Raw genomic sequence first — 12,836 nt, 5'->3', positions numbered from 1 at the left:
AGAGGAGAAACGCGTTCCATGAACCACCACGACACCGCCGGGGGGTCGGTGAGCGCGGGCGAGGCCCGACGCGCCTGGCAGGCCCTGGAGCCCTACCACTCCATGATCTACTTCTCGCCCGAGGCCAAGGCGGCCTACGAGGAGCTGGGCCTGAAGGCCTGGGCGGCCTACTTCGGCCCCCGCGCGGCCGCGATGGGGCCGGTGTCGGCCGAGGTCGTGGCCGCCACCTTCTACAACTTCAACCCCGAGGCCGTCCGCGCGGTCGTCCCCCAGCTCTGGGACTCGGCTCCGCCCGAGCGGCTGCTCGCCGCGCGCCACGCGGCCGTCGACGCGACCGTGCGCCGCGTTCTGGGCGACACGGTGGACTCGCCCGAGACGGCGCGCGCGGCCGAACTCGCCCGCCGCGCCGCGGAGGCCGTGGCGGACGACGTCAGCGGCCGTCCGCTCTACGCCGCCCACGCCGCCCTGCCCTGGCCCGAGGAACCGCACATGGTCCTGTGGCACGCGCAGACGCGGTTGCGCGAGTACCGCGGCGACGGCCACACCGCCGCGCTCGTCATGGCGGGCCTGAGCGGGTTGGAGGCGCTGGTCTCGCACGCGGTGACCGGGACCGCTCCGCCGACGAAGCTGCTGAAGGCCACCCGGGCGTGGTCGGACGAGGAGTGGGACGCGGCCACCGACCGGCTGCGGGAGCGGGGCTGGTTCACCGACGAGCCGGACCCGGCGCTGACCCCCGAGGGGCGGCGGCGCAGGGACGAGATCGAGGAGGCCACCGACCGTCTCGCGCTCGCACCCTACGCGGCCCTGGGCGCGGACGGCTGCGCGGAGCTGGCCGAGCTCGCCGCGCCGCTGTCCCGGTCGCTGAGCGAGGAGCTCATGCCCTGGAGGGTGGCCGAGCGGTCCTGACCCCGGATCGGCCGACGGCGCGCCGACGGTGCGCCCGCACGGCGGGGGCACGCCCCGGACCTTCCGGTGCGTGCCCCTCGGGAACGGTGGGCGCTAGCCGCCGAAGACGGGGTAGTGGTCGGAGTAGTCCTCGTAGGTGTAGGACCGGCCCCACGACCAGACCGTCCACGGCTCGCTGTGCACGTCACGGGTCTCGTTGACGTAGGACGTGGGAGCGGCGGCGTTGCGGATCGGCAGGACGTGGTCGAGGTGCTCCGGCGACCAGTCCGGGTAGTTGTACTCGGCGATGGAGTTGGTCTCGGTGTCCCAGGAGAAGGGTGCGCCCGCGTGGGTCGGCTCGACGGCGTCGAGCCGCTTGAGCGCGTGGTCCCACTCCTGGCCGCCGCCGACGATGTTGAGGTCGCCCGCGAGGTAGACGGGTTCGTCGTCGGGGAGGGTGGCGTCGACGAAGTCGCGGATCTGCCCCAGTTGGTGGGTGCGGATCTCCTCGTCCTGGCCCTCGGAGCACGCGCCGTCCTCGGACTGCATGTGGGTGCCCAGGACGTGCAGGGGGCCGTCCGGGGTGTCGAGCTCCACGTAGGCGAAGCCCTTGTTGGCGAACCAGTCGGACCCGCAGGAGCGGGTGAAGATGTGCTGCTCCTGGCGGGTGATCGGCCAGGTGCTGTGGATGCTCACCCCGCCGTTGGTCGTGGTGTGGGGCCGGTATCCGGTCGTCGCGTCCCAACCGTCGCGCGAGCGTCCGACCACGGGGGTGCCGTGCGGGTACTCCTGGGCGATCCCCGCGCGCAGGATCGCGGCGGAGGAGTTGTCGAAGAGCTCCTGGAGGACGACCACGTCCTGTCCGGACACGACGCCGTCCTGGACGATGAGGTCGGCTCGGATCGACTGGCCCCAGTTCGGGTACAGCGCCGTGGGCAGGAGGTACGCGTTGTAGGTGGCGATACGGGGTGCCCGTCCGTCGTCGGCCGAGACGGGGGCGGCCGTGACGAGGAGGGGGATGAGTGCGGCGAGAATCATGGGGGCGATACGTCTGTACACGAGGGCACAGCCTGACCATCCCAGGACGCTAACCGGGCACCAGCGGGTTACTTGTCGGTAGCGAACACGTGCACGTTGGGCGCGTCAGGTAAAAATCAGCCCCGAACCGCACGACTCGCGCGGCCGTTCGGTGATCACCGCGCCACGGTGGGCGACATTCTTCTCAGGAGTCCCTGACTTCTCAGGAGTCCCTGAGAACACTCGGGCCACGTCGCCCACCAGAAGGAACGGCCATGACGCGGATCAGACCGACCACGGAGGATGACGACCGGAAGGCCCGCGCGCCGCGCCCCGGGAGATGGCGGAGCCGGGGCGGAGCCCTGGCGTTCGCGGTCGTCGCGGTGGTCGCCCTGGGCGCGTTCGTCTCCGCGGCGGGCGTCGCTCCCGGGCTCGCCGACACCACGCAGGAGGCGGACGGTCTGGGGACGGGGCGCTGGTGGTCGATCCTGCCGCCGGTGCTGGCGATCGGGCTGGCGCTGGCGACCCGCCAGATCCTGCCCGCCCTGTTCGCGGGCATCTGGCTGGGGGCCTGGCTCCTGGAGGGGCTGTCGCCGATCGGGCTCCTGACCTCGCTGCTCGACTCGGCGGGCGTGTACACGGTCGAGGCGCTCGCCGACCCCGACCACGTCATGATCGTGGTGTTCACGCTGATGATCGGCGGCCTGGTGGGGGTGATCCGCAAGAACGGCGGCACCGACGGCATCGTGCGCGTGGTGACCCGCTGGGCGCGCACCCCGCGCGGGGGACAGACCGCCACCGCGGGGCTGGGCGTGGCCGTCTTCTTCGACGACTACGCCAACACGTTGGTCGTGGGCAACACGATGCGCCCGATCCTGGACCGGTTGAACGTGTCCCGGGAGAAGCTGTCGTACATCGTCGACTCCACGGCCGCGCCGGTGGCCACGCTGGCGCTGCTGTCCACGTGGATCGGCTTCCAGGTGGTGCTGATCGACGACGCCGTCGCCGGGACCGGACTGGCGATGAACGGCTTTACGGTCTTCGTCGAGTCCCTGCGGTACGCGCTGTACCCGATCCTGGCGATCGTCCTCGTCTTCGCGGTCGCCCTCACCGGCCGCGACTTCGGGCCGATGCTGGCCGCCGAGCGCCGGGCGCGCGCCACGGGCGAGGTCCTGCGGGAGGGGTCGCACCTCGGCATCGGGGAGGGCGGGATCGACGATCTCGCCCCCGCCGAGGAGGCGCCGCGCAGGCTGGTCAACGCGCTGATCCCGATCCTGGTCCTGGTCGTCACCACGGTCGTCGGACTGCTCGCGACGGGCGAGGGGGAGACCGTCATCGAGGTGGTCGGTGACGGGGACCCGTTCTCGTCGCTGCTGTGGGGCTCGCTGCTGGGTCTGATCGTCGCGGCCGCGATGAGCATGGGGCAGCGGATCCTCACGATGGGCGAGATCGTCGACGCCTGGTTCGCGGGCGTCAAGTCCGTCTTGTACGTGGTCATCATCCTGACGCTGGCCTGGGCGCTGTCCGCCCTCACCGCCCAGCTGGGCACCGCCGAGTTCATCGCGGGCACGCTCGGCGAGGCGATCCCGCTCTTCCTCCTCCCCGCCCTGCTGTTCGTCATCGCCGCCGCGGTCGCCTTCGCCACCGGCACGAGCTGGGGAACCATGGGCATCCTGACCCCGCTGGCGGTCCCGCTGGCCTGGGCCGCCCTGGAGGCCAACGGGCTGGCCGCGCCCGACGGCCACCCCATCCTGTTCGCCTCGGTCTCGACGATCCTGGCCGGGTCGGTGTGGGGCGACCACTGTTCGCCGATCTCCGACACCACGGTCATATCCTCCCTCGCCTCCCAGTGCGACGTCATCGACCACGTGCGCACGCAGCTGCCGTACGCGCTCTTCGTGGCGGCGGTGGTGATCGTCCTGGGGCTGCTGCCCGTCGGACTCGGCCTGCCCTGGTGGGCGGCGCTCGCCGTGTGCGGGGTGGCGGTCGTGGTGGGGCTGAGGTTCATCGGGCGACGTGTCGAGGCGACACAAACTAATGGCTAGTTTTCCATTGACCCATTAGCTCGCAATCCACTAGAACGGAGGCACACCGACACGGAGGACACCCCCATGCCCACGAACACCACCGCCGCACCCGCGCCCATCGCCCGGACCGCACACCGGTTCGTCGACGTCCGGGGAGTGCGGGTCTTCTACCGGGAGTCGCTGCCGGAGCGGTCGGACGCCCCCGTCCTGCTGCTGCTCCACGGATTCCCGTCCGCCTCACACCAGTACCGGCGGCTGATCGACGCCCTGGGCACGCGGTACCGGATGATCGCCCCGGACTACCCCGGTTTCGGGCACACCGAGGTGCCGGACGGGCGGTTCACCTACTCCTTCGACGCGCTCGCCGACACCGTCGAGGGCTTCGTCGACCGCCTCGGGCTCACCCGGTTCACGATGTACCTGTTCGACTTCGGCGCGCCGGTGGGCTTCCGACTCGCGCTGCGGAGGCCCGAACGCGTCGCCGGGCTCATCGTGCAGAACGGCAACGCCTACGAGGAGGGGCTGTCCGACGCGGCCCGCGCGTTCACCGCGCTGACCCCGGACACCCCGGGCGCGGAACGGACCATCCGCGACCTGTTCACCCTGCCCGCGACCCGGGCCCAGTACGAGGGCGGCACCGGATCGCCGGAACTGGTCGCCCCGGAGGGCTGGCTGCTCGACCAGCACTTCCTGGACCTGCCCGAGCGGCAGGAGGCCCAGCTCGCGCTGGCCTACGACTACCGGAGCAACATCGCGGCCTATCCCCGCTGGCAGGCGTGGCTGCGCGATCACACCCCGCCCACGCTGATCACCTGGGGCGCGAACGACCCCTTCTTCCCCGCGCCCGGCGCCCACGCCTACCTGCGCGACGTGCCCGACGCCGAGCTGCACCTGTTCGACACCGGCCACTTCGCGCTGGAGGAGAGGCTGCCGGAGATCGCGCCGCTGGTCGCCGACTTCCTCGACCGTACGGCGTAGTCGCCCGCGGTCGGCGACGGAACGGGTCGCCCCGAGCCGGGGAGGGGATCCGCTGCCGTCCTCCCGGGGACATGACGAGACGACCCGGCGAGCGCGGTCACGCGCGAGCAGGGCCGTCTCAGAGTTGAGTTGCGGGGGTCTGGGGGTCGTCCTCCAGAGGAAATGACGAGACGACCCGGCGAGCGCGGTCACGCGCGAGCAGAGTCGTCTCAAAGTCGAGTGGGCGATACAGGATTCGAACCTGTGACCTCTACCGTGTCAAGGTAGCGCTCTAACCAACTGAGCTAACCGCCCTCATCTGGGGGATGAGGTCCATGGAGCCGGAGACGGGAATCGAACCCGTGTGCAGGGATTTGCAGTCCCTTACCTCAACCACTCGGACACTCCGGCAAAGAAGGGCACGAGGGCCTTGCTCCGACCCGTGCGGGCCTCCTCGAGCGGACGACGGGATTCGAACCCGCGACCCTCACCTTGGCAAGGTGATGCTCTACCAACTGAGCCACGTCCGCGTGTGGTCCGGGCTGGGCCCGGACCGGTGCGGTTCACCCCGAAGGGGAACCACACCCTTTCCGAGCGGACGACGGGATTCGAACCCGCGACCCTCACCTTGGCAAGGTGATGCTCTACCAACTGAGCCACGTCCGCGCGGCGAGCTCCTCCGGTCCGGCCGGTCCTGCCGACCGCCCCGCTCGCTGCGAGAAGAACTCTAGCGGATTCCCGGCCAAGCGCGAAATCGAGTATCCCCAGGCGTGCTCACGCCCCGCCGAGGCAGGACCCGCGCCCCTGTCCCGCCCCCGTCCGACGGCGCTCCCTACTTCTCCACGTGCGCGGGCGTGGACGGCATGTCGGGACGCGGCGGCGCCGAGAGGTACTGGCCGACCCTCTCGATCACCTTGTTCATCTCGTAGGCGATGAGGCCGACGTCGCTGTCGGCGTCCGACATCAACGCCATGCAGGCTCCCTCGCCCGCGGCGGCCACGAAGAGGAAGGCGCGGTCCATCTCGATGATGCTCTGGCGGATGCCGCCGGCGGAGAACTGCTTGCTCGCCCCGCCCGCGAGGCTGTGCAGCCCCGAGGCGATCGCGGACAGGTGCTCCGCCGCCGGACGATCCAGCCCACTGGAGGTGGCCATGAGGAGTCCGTCGGTGGACAGGACGATCGCGTGCTGCGTACCGGAGGCGCGGGTGAGGAGATCGTCCAGCAGCCAGCTGAGTTCTCCACGTGCAGTGCTCGGTGGGGTCATGGCTCTCTTTTGCTCTGTCAGTCGGTCGGGCGTGACGGGGACTCGCGCACGGGGCGCGGCTGACGTGCCCGGTTGGGGGTGGCGTTCGACAGCGCGCGCCGGTCCCGCATAAGCGTTGCCCAGATGATAGTCATTCGTAACTTATCTGTCTGGACCAAAGAGCGTGACCGGGGTGGGCCGGAGCGGTGAGCCGGTACCTGTGACCAGTGGTGATGGCGTGTGTGCGGCGGTTTCGAAAGTAGACCGGCGGCCGGTGCCGGACACGGGGCTTGCCAACGTGCGGCCCGCGCGGGTACGGGGACGGGGGAGCCCGCGACGCAGGTCGGACGGGGGTGGCAGGATCGACGGTGTGTCACCGCCCGCTCGGGCGTACGAGGACTTGGGGGTAGGGATGAAGGTGTGGATCGCGGGTGCCGGGTTCGGCCCCGGCGCGGTCGTGGACGAGCGCGAGGCGCTCATTCCCGTGTTCGACCACGGGATCACGGTCGGCGACGGTGTCTTCGAGACCGTCCGCGCCCAGGAGGGGCGCCCGTTCGCGCTCACCCGCCACCTGCGCAGGCTGGCCCGCTCGGCGGTGGGCCTCGGTCTGGCCGAGCCGGACCTGGACCTGATCGCGGACGGCGTGGGCCGGGCGCTGGCGGCCAACCCCGAGATCGCCGACGCCCGGGTGCGGATCACCGTCACCGACGGGACCGGGCCGCTGGGTTCGGACCGCGTCGCGGGTGAGCAGACGGCGATCGTCGCCGTCAGTCCGTTCCCCGCGATCGCGCCCACGACGGACGTCGCGCTCGCCCCCTGGCCGCGGAACGAGTTCGGCGCCCTGGCGGGCCTGAAGACCACCTCCTACGCCGACAACGTGCGCGCGCTCGCGTACGCGAAGGACAGGGGCGCCTCCGAGGCCGTCTTCCGCAACGTGAGCGGCAACCTGTGCGAGGGCACCGGCAGCAACGTCTTCGTGGTCCTGGACGGCAGGCTGGTCACCCCGCCGCTGTCCGCCGGGCCCCTGGCGGGGATCACGCGCGAACTCGTCCTGGAGTGGTTCGGCGGAGAGGAGGAGGACGTGCCCATGGACCGTCTCCCCGAGATCTCCGAGGCCTTCCTGACGTCCACCGGGCGCGACGTCCAGGCGATCCTGCGCGTCGACGGGCGCGAGATCTCCAGCGGGCCCGGACCGGTCACCACGAAGGCGCGCTCGGCGTTCCTGGAGCGCGCCGCGGCCGACATCGACCCCTGAGGGGCCGCGGACACGACTGGGGGGACGGCGCGGCCGCGCCGTCCCCCCAGTCGTATGGGGCGGAGGAGGGTCAGGAGCTCAGGTGCCGCTGGATCTCCTCGTCCAGGTCCACGAACGTGGGCTCCTGGCCGGCGGGCACGATCTCGTAGGTCCGGTGGAGGAACTCGGCCAGCGGCGAGACCTGGGTGTCGAACTCGGCCTGCCCGAAGGGGGAGGAGAGCGAGATGCTCACGGTCCGGTCCCCGTTGTCGTCCTTGGAGGGCCACACGCGGACGTCGCCCTCGCCCACCGGGCGCACGATGCCGACGGTGAGGAGCTCGCGGGCGAAGATCCACTCGACGGGGTCGTCCTCGCCGGTGTGGAAGGCGACTCGGATCGCGTACGGGTCGTCCGCGCTGTAGTCGAGTCGCGCGACCAGGGGAACCGAGGTGCGTTCGGGGACCACGAGCCGCAGGCCCAGCTCGGCGGTGGCAGTGGTGTCGCTACTGTTCATGTTCGCCAAACCTTTTCTCGTCCGGCCCTGCTGTTGCGGCGCGGGTCGGTTGCCGTCTCACTCGCTCCAACGCGGCCGTCCGCGGACTATGACGAGAGTACGGAGACTTTCTTGGTCGGGTGGGACCGGAGGCCGCGCTGTCCGCTCTGTGGGGCCAGCGTGCCGCATGGCGGCTGCCCGATCCTTCGTCACTGTAATGACCAGGGGAAACCAAAGATTTCCCAATGTCGGGTGGCCCACGTCACGTCAGGGTAATGAGATGGGGGTCCTCGTGGGTTCCACGGGGGCGGGATCTCCTTCCCGGAACGGGGATCGGCGCCGCGTCGTACCAGCGTCGCGTACACGTCGGGGCTTGAATGTGGCCTCCGTCACACACCTTGGTTCGGTGGGGGCGCCGGGCACGCGGGGCGACCACCCCCGAAGATGCGCTAGAGTCTTTCTTGTCCGGCCGACAGGGCGGACGGGGCAGCAGCTCAGGGCGATTAGCTCAGTTGGCTAGAGCGCGTCGTTCACACCGACGAGGTCACTGGTTCGAGTCCAGTATCGCCCACACGCCGAAGGGACCGGCTCCGTGTCAGACGGGGCCGGTCCCTTCTTTCGTGTGACCGTCCCTTGACTCACTTCTTTGCCGTCACCGGGCCCTCCCCTGACCCGTGGGCCCGTGGTCCACGGCGCTCGTGAGCCGCGACGCGCGCGGTCGGTGGCTAGTCGGGGTCCGGGGTGACGAGGCCCTTCCTCGCCGCACGGCGGGCGCGCAGGCGGCGCAGGAGCTCCTCCCTGACGCGGTTGCCGTACCGCTCGGCTCGGCGGAACCACGTGCGCGCCGGGCGCAGCAGGCGGTGGGCCCAGTGGAACTCGGTGCTGAGGATGAACAGGCCGAGGATGACCGAGGCGGCTCCCGGTCCGGGGGCCACCATCATGGCGAGCCCGGCCACGATCACGAGAACGCCGACCGTGGTGATGACGACGCGCCAGGTGAGGTGGAGGGCCGGGTGCGCGTGCATGTGTCGCCGAAAGAGTCGGAACCGCGCCCGCAGCCGTCGCCAACGGCGAACTCGAGCAGGGATGGGGGATGTCTCCGGGGCCGGCGGACCGTGGGAAGGGCTCGGTGACATGCGCTCACAGTATTCGGTCGGAGTGAGTGGGCGGATTCGGATCGGGCAGGGGCGGCGATCGGCTGTCAGCTGATTGTCACCGATCTCGGGGACGGGATCAATGCTCCACAGGGGGCCCGTCACGGATCCCGGGAATATCGTGACGATCCATGACAGATTCGGTGGGGATCGGTCATTGGCTGCCTTCCTCCGCCTTCGTACGGGTGCGTCCGGACGTGGTCGCCGGTATCCGAAATCACGTGACCGAATCCTCCACCAGGACCCCCGACCTCGTCCGCGGACCGGGGTGAGGTCGGTGCTCTCCGGCCCCGCGGCCGAGGGCGCGGTCCGGCCCGAAACCCACCGTGCCAGCGCGCACGGGGCGTCGCCAGAGGCCCCCGTCGGCCTGTGGACAACGCGAAGCGCCGCCCACGCGGAGCCGATACCATCGGACGCGAAACGCCTGGCCGCCCCCACGAGGCGGCGTCGGCGCAGATCACCAACCACGTATCCCTAGGAGTCACCGTGTCCGCCGCGCCTGAGCTGCACATCACCCTCGCCGGAACCCCGCGTGCGGTGGCGGCCACGACCACGGCGGGGGAGGCCCTGGAGGCCGACGGCAGGACCGTCATCGCGGCCATGGTCAACGGCGAGCCGCGCGACCTCACCCGGGAGCTGGCCGACGGCGACGTGGTCGAGCCCATCGCCATCGACTCCGAGGAGGGGCGGGCGATCCTGCGCCACTCCACCGCGCACATCCTCGCCCAGGCGGTCCAGGAGCTCTTCCCCGAGGCCAAGCTGGGTATCGGTCCGCCCGTGGAGAACGGCTTCTACTACGACTTCGACGTCGCCGAACCCTTCACCCCGGCCGATCTGAAGAGCATCGAGAAGAAGATGCAGCAGATCGTCAAGCAGGGGCAGCGCTTCGACCGCCGGGTCGTCTCCGACGAGGAGGCCCGCGCGGAACTGGTCACCGAGCCGTACAAGCTCGAACTGATCGACATCAAGGGCAGCGACGCGGCCCAGGCCGCCGAGGGCGCGGGCGTCGAGGTCGGCTCGGGCGAGCTCACCATCTACGACAACATCCACCCGCGCACGGGGGAGCAGTGCTGGAAGGACCTGTGCCGTGGGCCGCACCTGCCCACCACCAAGGTCGTCCCGGCGTTCAAGCTCATGCGCACCGCCGCCGCCTACTGGCGCGGCAAGGAGACCAACCCCCAGCTCCAGCGGGTCTACGGCACCGCCTGGGAGTCCAAGGACGCGCTCAAGGCCTACCTGACCTTCCTGGAGGAGGCGGAGAAGCGCGACCACCGCAAGCTCGGGGCCGAGCTGGACCTGTTCTCCATCCCCGACGAGATCGGGTCGGGCCTGGCAGTCTTCCACCCCAAGGGCGGGGTCATCCGCCGGGTGATGGAGGACTACTCGCGCCAGCGGCACGAACGGGGCGGCTACGAGTTCGTCTACTCGCCGCACGCCACCAAGAGCGCTCTGTTCGAGAAGTCGGGGCACCTGGACTGGTACGCGGACGGCATGTACCCCCCCATGCAGCTCGACGGCGGTCAGGACTACTACCTGAAGCCGATGAACTGCCCCATGCACAACCTGATCTTCGACGCGCGCGGGCGTTCCTACCGTGAACTGCCGCTGCGCCTGTTCGAGTTCGGGACCGTCTACCGGTACGAGAAGTCCGGTGTGGTGCACGGCCTCACCCGCGCCCGGGGCTTCACCCAGGACGACGCGCACATCTACTGCACCAAGGAGCAGATGGCGGACGAGCTCGACTCGCTGCTGACCTTCGTGCTGGACCTGCTGCGCGACTACGGTCTCGACGACTTCTACCTGGAGCTGTCCACCAAGGACCCGGAGAAGTACATCGGCGACGACCACGTCTGGGCCGAGGCCACCGACACCCTGCGCCAGGCCGCCGAGAAGCAGGGTCTGGAACTGGTCATGGACCCGGGCGGCGCCGCGTTCTACGGCCCGAAGATCTCGGTGCAGGCCAAGGACGCCATCGGCCGGACCTGGCAGATGTCCACCATCCAGCTGGACTTCAACCTGCCCGAGCGGTTCGACCTGGAGTACACCGCCGCGGACGGCACCCGCCAGCGCCCGGTGATGATCCACCGCGCCCTGTTCGGCTCCATCGAGCGGTTCTTCGCCGTGCTGCTGGAGCACTACGCGGGCGCCTTCCCGGCCTGGCTGGCCCCGGTCCAGGCGGTCGGCATCCCGATCGCCGACGAGCACGTCCCGTACCTGCGCGAGGTCGAGGCCAAGCTGCGGGCGGAGGGCATCCGGATCGAGGTGGACGCCAGCGACGACCGGATGCAGAAGAAGATCCGCAACGCCCAGAAGCAGAAGGTGCCCTTCATGCTGCTGGCCGGAGACGAGGACATCAGCAAGAACGCGGTGTCCTTCCGCTACCGCGACGGGTCGCAGAACAACGGTGTGCCGGTCGACGAGGCGGTCGCCGAGATCGTGGCCGCCGTGCGCGAGCGGCGGTAGGGCGTAGCGACGAGAGATCGGTGACGCGGGAGGCGGGTGGGCCGCCGATCGCGCAGGTGAACGCCCACCCGGACCGACCCGGGTGGGCGTTCGCCGTTCTCGGAGGCCGCCCCCGGGAGGCCGACCGGCGACGCGCGTCGGGGGTGGGTGCGTGCCCGAGGGAATCGTGCCCGAGGTTTTCCGCCGCGCCGTCGCCTGCCTCATCCGAGGCGGGCCCCCGTCCTAGCGGTCGTTCCGGGGCGCCAGCGGCTCGGCGTCGCGGAACAGCTCCTCGCGCGAGATGCTGTGCGTGGCGTTGGGGTCCGGCGCGGTCTGTTCCTCGTCGTCGTCCCGGAAGAGCTCCGCCCGAGAGATGCTGTGCGTGGCGTTGGGATCGCTCATGGGGGTGGTACTCCTTGTGCGTTGGGGCAAGCCGGATTTTATCCCGCCTTCACGCGCGGTACGGCGTGTTCCGGCCCACGTACACACTGGTGACGTGACCCGGCGAGGGTCAGCGCCCGGTCGTGCGTCCGTTCCACGCCGTCGACGGCACGCGATCCACGAGCTCGACGAGGTAGTCGGCGGCGGTGAGCGCCCGATCGGGGTCCAGTCGCATGGGCGCCCAGGTCAGGACGTGGTCGCCGGAGAAGCGCACGGGCAGGGAGCGGGACCGGGCGTCGGCCAGCAGCCACTTCCTGGTGGCCGGATCGAGCACCGATCGGGTGAAGGCCGAGTCGCTGCCCGTGGTCTGGAAGGCGGCGTCGAACACCGTGTCGACGCGGTCGGGGTCGCCCCCGGTCGCGGATCGGGGTTCCACGCGCCGACGGATCTCCAGTTCGGCGTTGGGCCCCGGAGTGCGTACGGCCACGATCCGGTAGGTGTGCCGGGAGCGGCCGGTACCCCGCCGGTCGGCCGCCGTCGCCGGGTGCGTGTACTCGAACGCGGTCACCAGGTACGCCCCGCGCCGCCCGGTGAGCACGTGCTGGGACCGCGCGTGCTGGCCGTGGACCGTGCAGGGCAGCACCGTGTCCTCCAACGGGCGCGGATGATTGTCGGTGTAGTGCCATCCGTGCGCGCGCGCCCAGGCCCGCAGCGCGGCCGCACGGTCCTTGCGGAAATGCGCGGCGACCGTGATCGCTCCGGCCGACACCACGACGGCCACCAGTGCGACCAGCGACAGAGCGCCTTCCATCCGGTGTCTCCTCCGGCTGGGGAACGTGGGACGACCTCGTACCCGTGGCGGGGGCCGCTGGACGCGGATCGGGCGTGGGAGCCGGTCGGGCCCCACTGGCCGTTCGGGTCCATTCTGTGCCGATTGCGGGGGCTTGTCACCCCTCCCGGTCGCCCCCGCCGCCCCGGGGCCTTCCCCGTGACCGGAACCGGC

General features: G+C 70.7%; 11 protein-coding genes and 5 tRNA genes. 6 read left to right on the top strand and 10 right to left on the bottom strand.

Annotated elements, in window-relative coordinates; translation table 11 throughout:
- The first annotated feature begins 18 nt into the window (after positions 1–18).
- Positions 19–906, top strand: coding sequence for a hypothetical protein (locus tag AB0I72_RS13435; RefSeq protein ID WP_358566985.1), 888 nt, complete (start codon positions 19–21; stop codon positions 904–906).
- Positions 907–999: 93 nt separating this feature from the next.
- On the opposite strand, the gene sph is transcribed toward AB0I72_RS13435, so the two are convergent.
- Entirely contained in the window at positions 1,000–1,923 is a 924-nt protein-coding gene (gene sph, locus AB0I72_RS13430) for a sphingomyelin phosphodiesterase (RefSeq protein ID WP_358566982.1), read from the bottom strand.
- A gap of 254 nt (positions 1,924–2,177) precedes the next feature.
- Between sph and AB0I72_RS13425 the strand changes: the two genes are divergently transcribed.
- Positions 2,178–3,947, top strand: coding sequence for a Na+/H+ antiporter NhaC family protein (locus tag AB0I72_RS13425; protein WP_358566979.1), 1,770 nt, complete (start codon positions 2,178–2,180; stop codon positions 3,945–3,947).
- A 66-nt stretch (positions 3,948–4,013) separates the two neighbouring features.
- Positions 4,014–4,907 carry an alpha/beta hydrolase gene (locus AB0I72_RS13420; RefSeq protein WP_358566976.1) on the top strand — a complete coding sequence of 298 codons (894 nt, stop codon included), beginning with the start codon at positions 4,014–4,016 and terminating at the stop codon, positions 4,905–4,907.
- Between the two features lie 220 nt (positions 4,908–5,127).
- On the opposite strand, the gene AB0I72_RS13415 is transcribed toward AB0I72_RS13420, so the two are convergent.
- The 5 genes from AB0I72_RS13415 to AB0I72_RS13395 all read right to left on the bottom strand — a co-directional run bounded on the left by AB0I72_RS13415 (position 5,128) and on the right by AB0I72_RS13395 (position 6,150).
- Positions 5,128–5,201: transfer RNA gene (locus tag AB0I72_RS13415), tRNA-Val, on the bottom strand.
- 21 nt (positions 5,202–5,222) lie between these two features.
- Positions 5,223–5,297 (bottom strand) — tRNA-Cys (locus tag AB0I72_RS13410).
- 46 nt (positions 5,298–5,343) lie between these two features.
- Positions 5,344–5,416 (bottom strand) — tRNA-Gly (locus AB0I72_RS13405).
- Positions 5,417–5,479: 63 nt separating this feature from the next.
- Positions 5,480–5,552 (bottom strand) — tRNA-Gly (locus AB0I72_RS13400).
- A 166-nt stretch (positions 5,553–5,718) separates the two neighbouring features.
- Positions 5,719–6,150: a roadblock/LC7 domain-containing protein gene (locus AB0I72_RS13395; RefSeq protein ID WP_357759277.1), complete on the bottom strand. Its 432-nt coding sequence runs from the start codon at positions 6,148–6,150 to the stop codon at positions 5,719–5,721.
- A 391-nt stretch (positions 6,151–6,541) separates the two neighbouring features.
- Here AB0I72_RS13395 and AB0I72_RS13390 point away from each other — a divergent pair, with 391 nt between their 5' ends.
- On the top strand, positions 6,542–7,384 hold the full coding sequence (locus tag AB0I72_RS13390; protein ID WP_358566973.1) for an aminotransferase class IV: 843 nt from the start codon (positions 6,542–6,544) through the stop codon (positions 7,382–7,384).
- Between the two features lie 70 nt (positions 7,385–7,454).
- On the opposite strand, the gene AB0I72_RS13385 is transcribed toward AB0I72_RS13390, so the two are convergent.
- Positions 7,455–7,877, bottom strand: a complete 423-nt coding sequence (locus tag AB0I72_RS13385; protein WP_358566970.1) for an SsgA family sporulation/cell division regulator — start codon at positions 7,875–7,877, stop codon at positions 7,455–7,457.
- 476 nt (positions 7,878–8,353) lie between these two features.
- Between AB0I72_RS13385 and AB0I72_RS13380 the strand changes: the two genes are divergently transcribed.
- Positions 8,354–8,427, top strand: a tRNA-Val gene (locus tag AB0I72_RS13380).
- Positions 8,428–8,581: 154 nt separating this feature from the next.
- On the opposite strand, the gene AB0I72_RS13375 is transcribed toward AB0I72_RS13380, so the two are convergent.
- Positions 8,582–8,881, bottom strand: a complete 300-nt coding sequence (locus AB0I72_RS13375) for a PGPGW domain-containing protein (RefSeq protein WP_358566967.1) — start codon at positions 8,879–8,881, stop codon at positions 8,582–8,584.
- A 615-nt stretch (positions 8,882–9,496) separates the two neighbouring features.
- Here AB0I72_RS13375 and thrS point away from each other — a divergent pair.
- Entirely contained in the window at positions 9,497–11,473 is a 1,977-nt protein-coding gene (thrS, locus tag AB0I72_RS13370; RefSeq protein WP_358566965.1) for a threonine--tRNA ligase, read from the top strand.
- Positions 11,474–11,695: 222 nt separating this feature from the next.
- Here thrS and AB0I72_RS13365 read toward each other — a convergent pair whose 3' ends face one another.
- Together AB0I72_RS13365 and AB0I72_RS13360 are read right to left on the bottom strand one after the other, a co-directional pair.
- On the bottom strand, positions 11,696–11,854 hold the full coding sequence (locus AB0I72_RS13365) for a hypothetical protein (protein ID WP_358566962.1): 159 nt from the start codon (positions 11,852–11,854) through the stop codon (positions 11,696–11,698).
- 109 nt (positions 11,855–11,963) lie between these two features.
- Positions 11,964–12,644 carry a hypothetical protein gene (locus AB0I72_RS13360; RefSeq protein WP_358566959.1) on the bottom strand — a complete coding sequence of 227 codons (681 nt, stop codon included), beginning with the start codon at positions 12,642–12,644 and terminating at the stop codon, positions 11,964–11,966.
- Positions 12,645–12,836: the final 192 nt, after the last annotated feature.

Source organism: Nocardiopsis sp. NPDC049922, from assembly GCF_040660275.1.
In the GTDB taxonomy this organism is placed as follows: domain Bacteria; phylum Actinomycetota; class Actinomycetes; order Streptosporangiales; family Streptosporangiaceae; genus Nocardiopsis.
The sequence above is the reverse complement of the archived record's forward strand: the minus strand, read 5'-3'. Positions and strand labels throughout refer to the sequence as shown.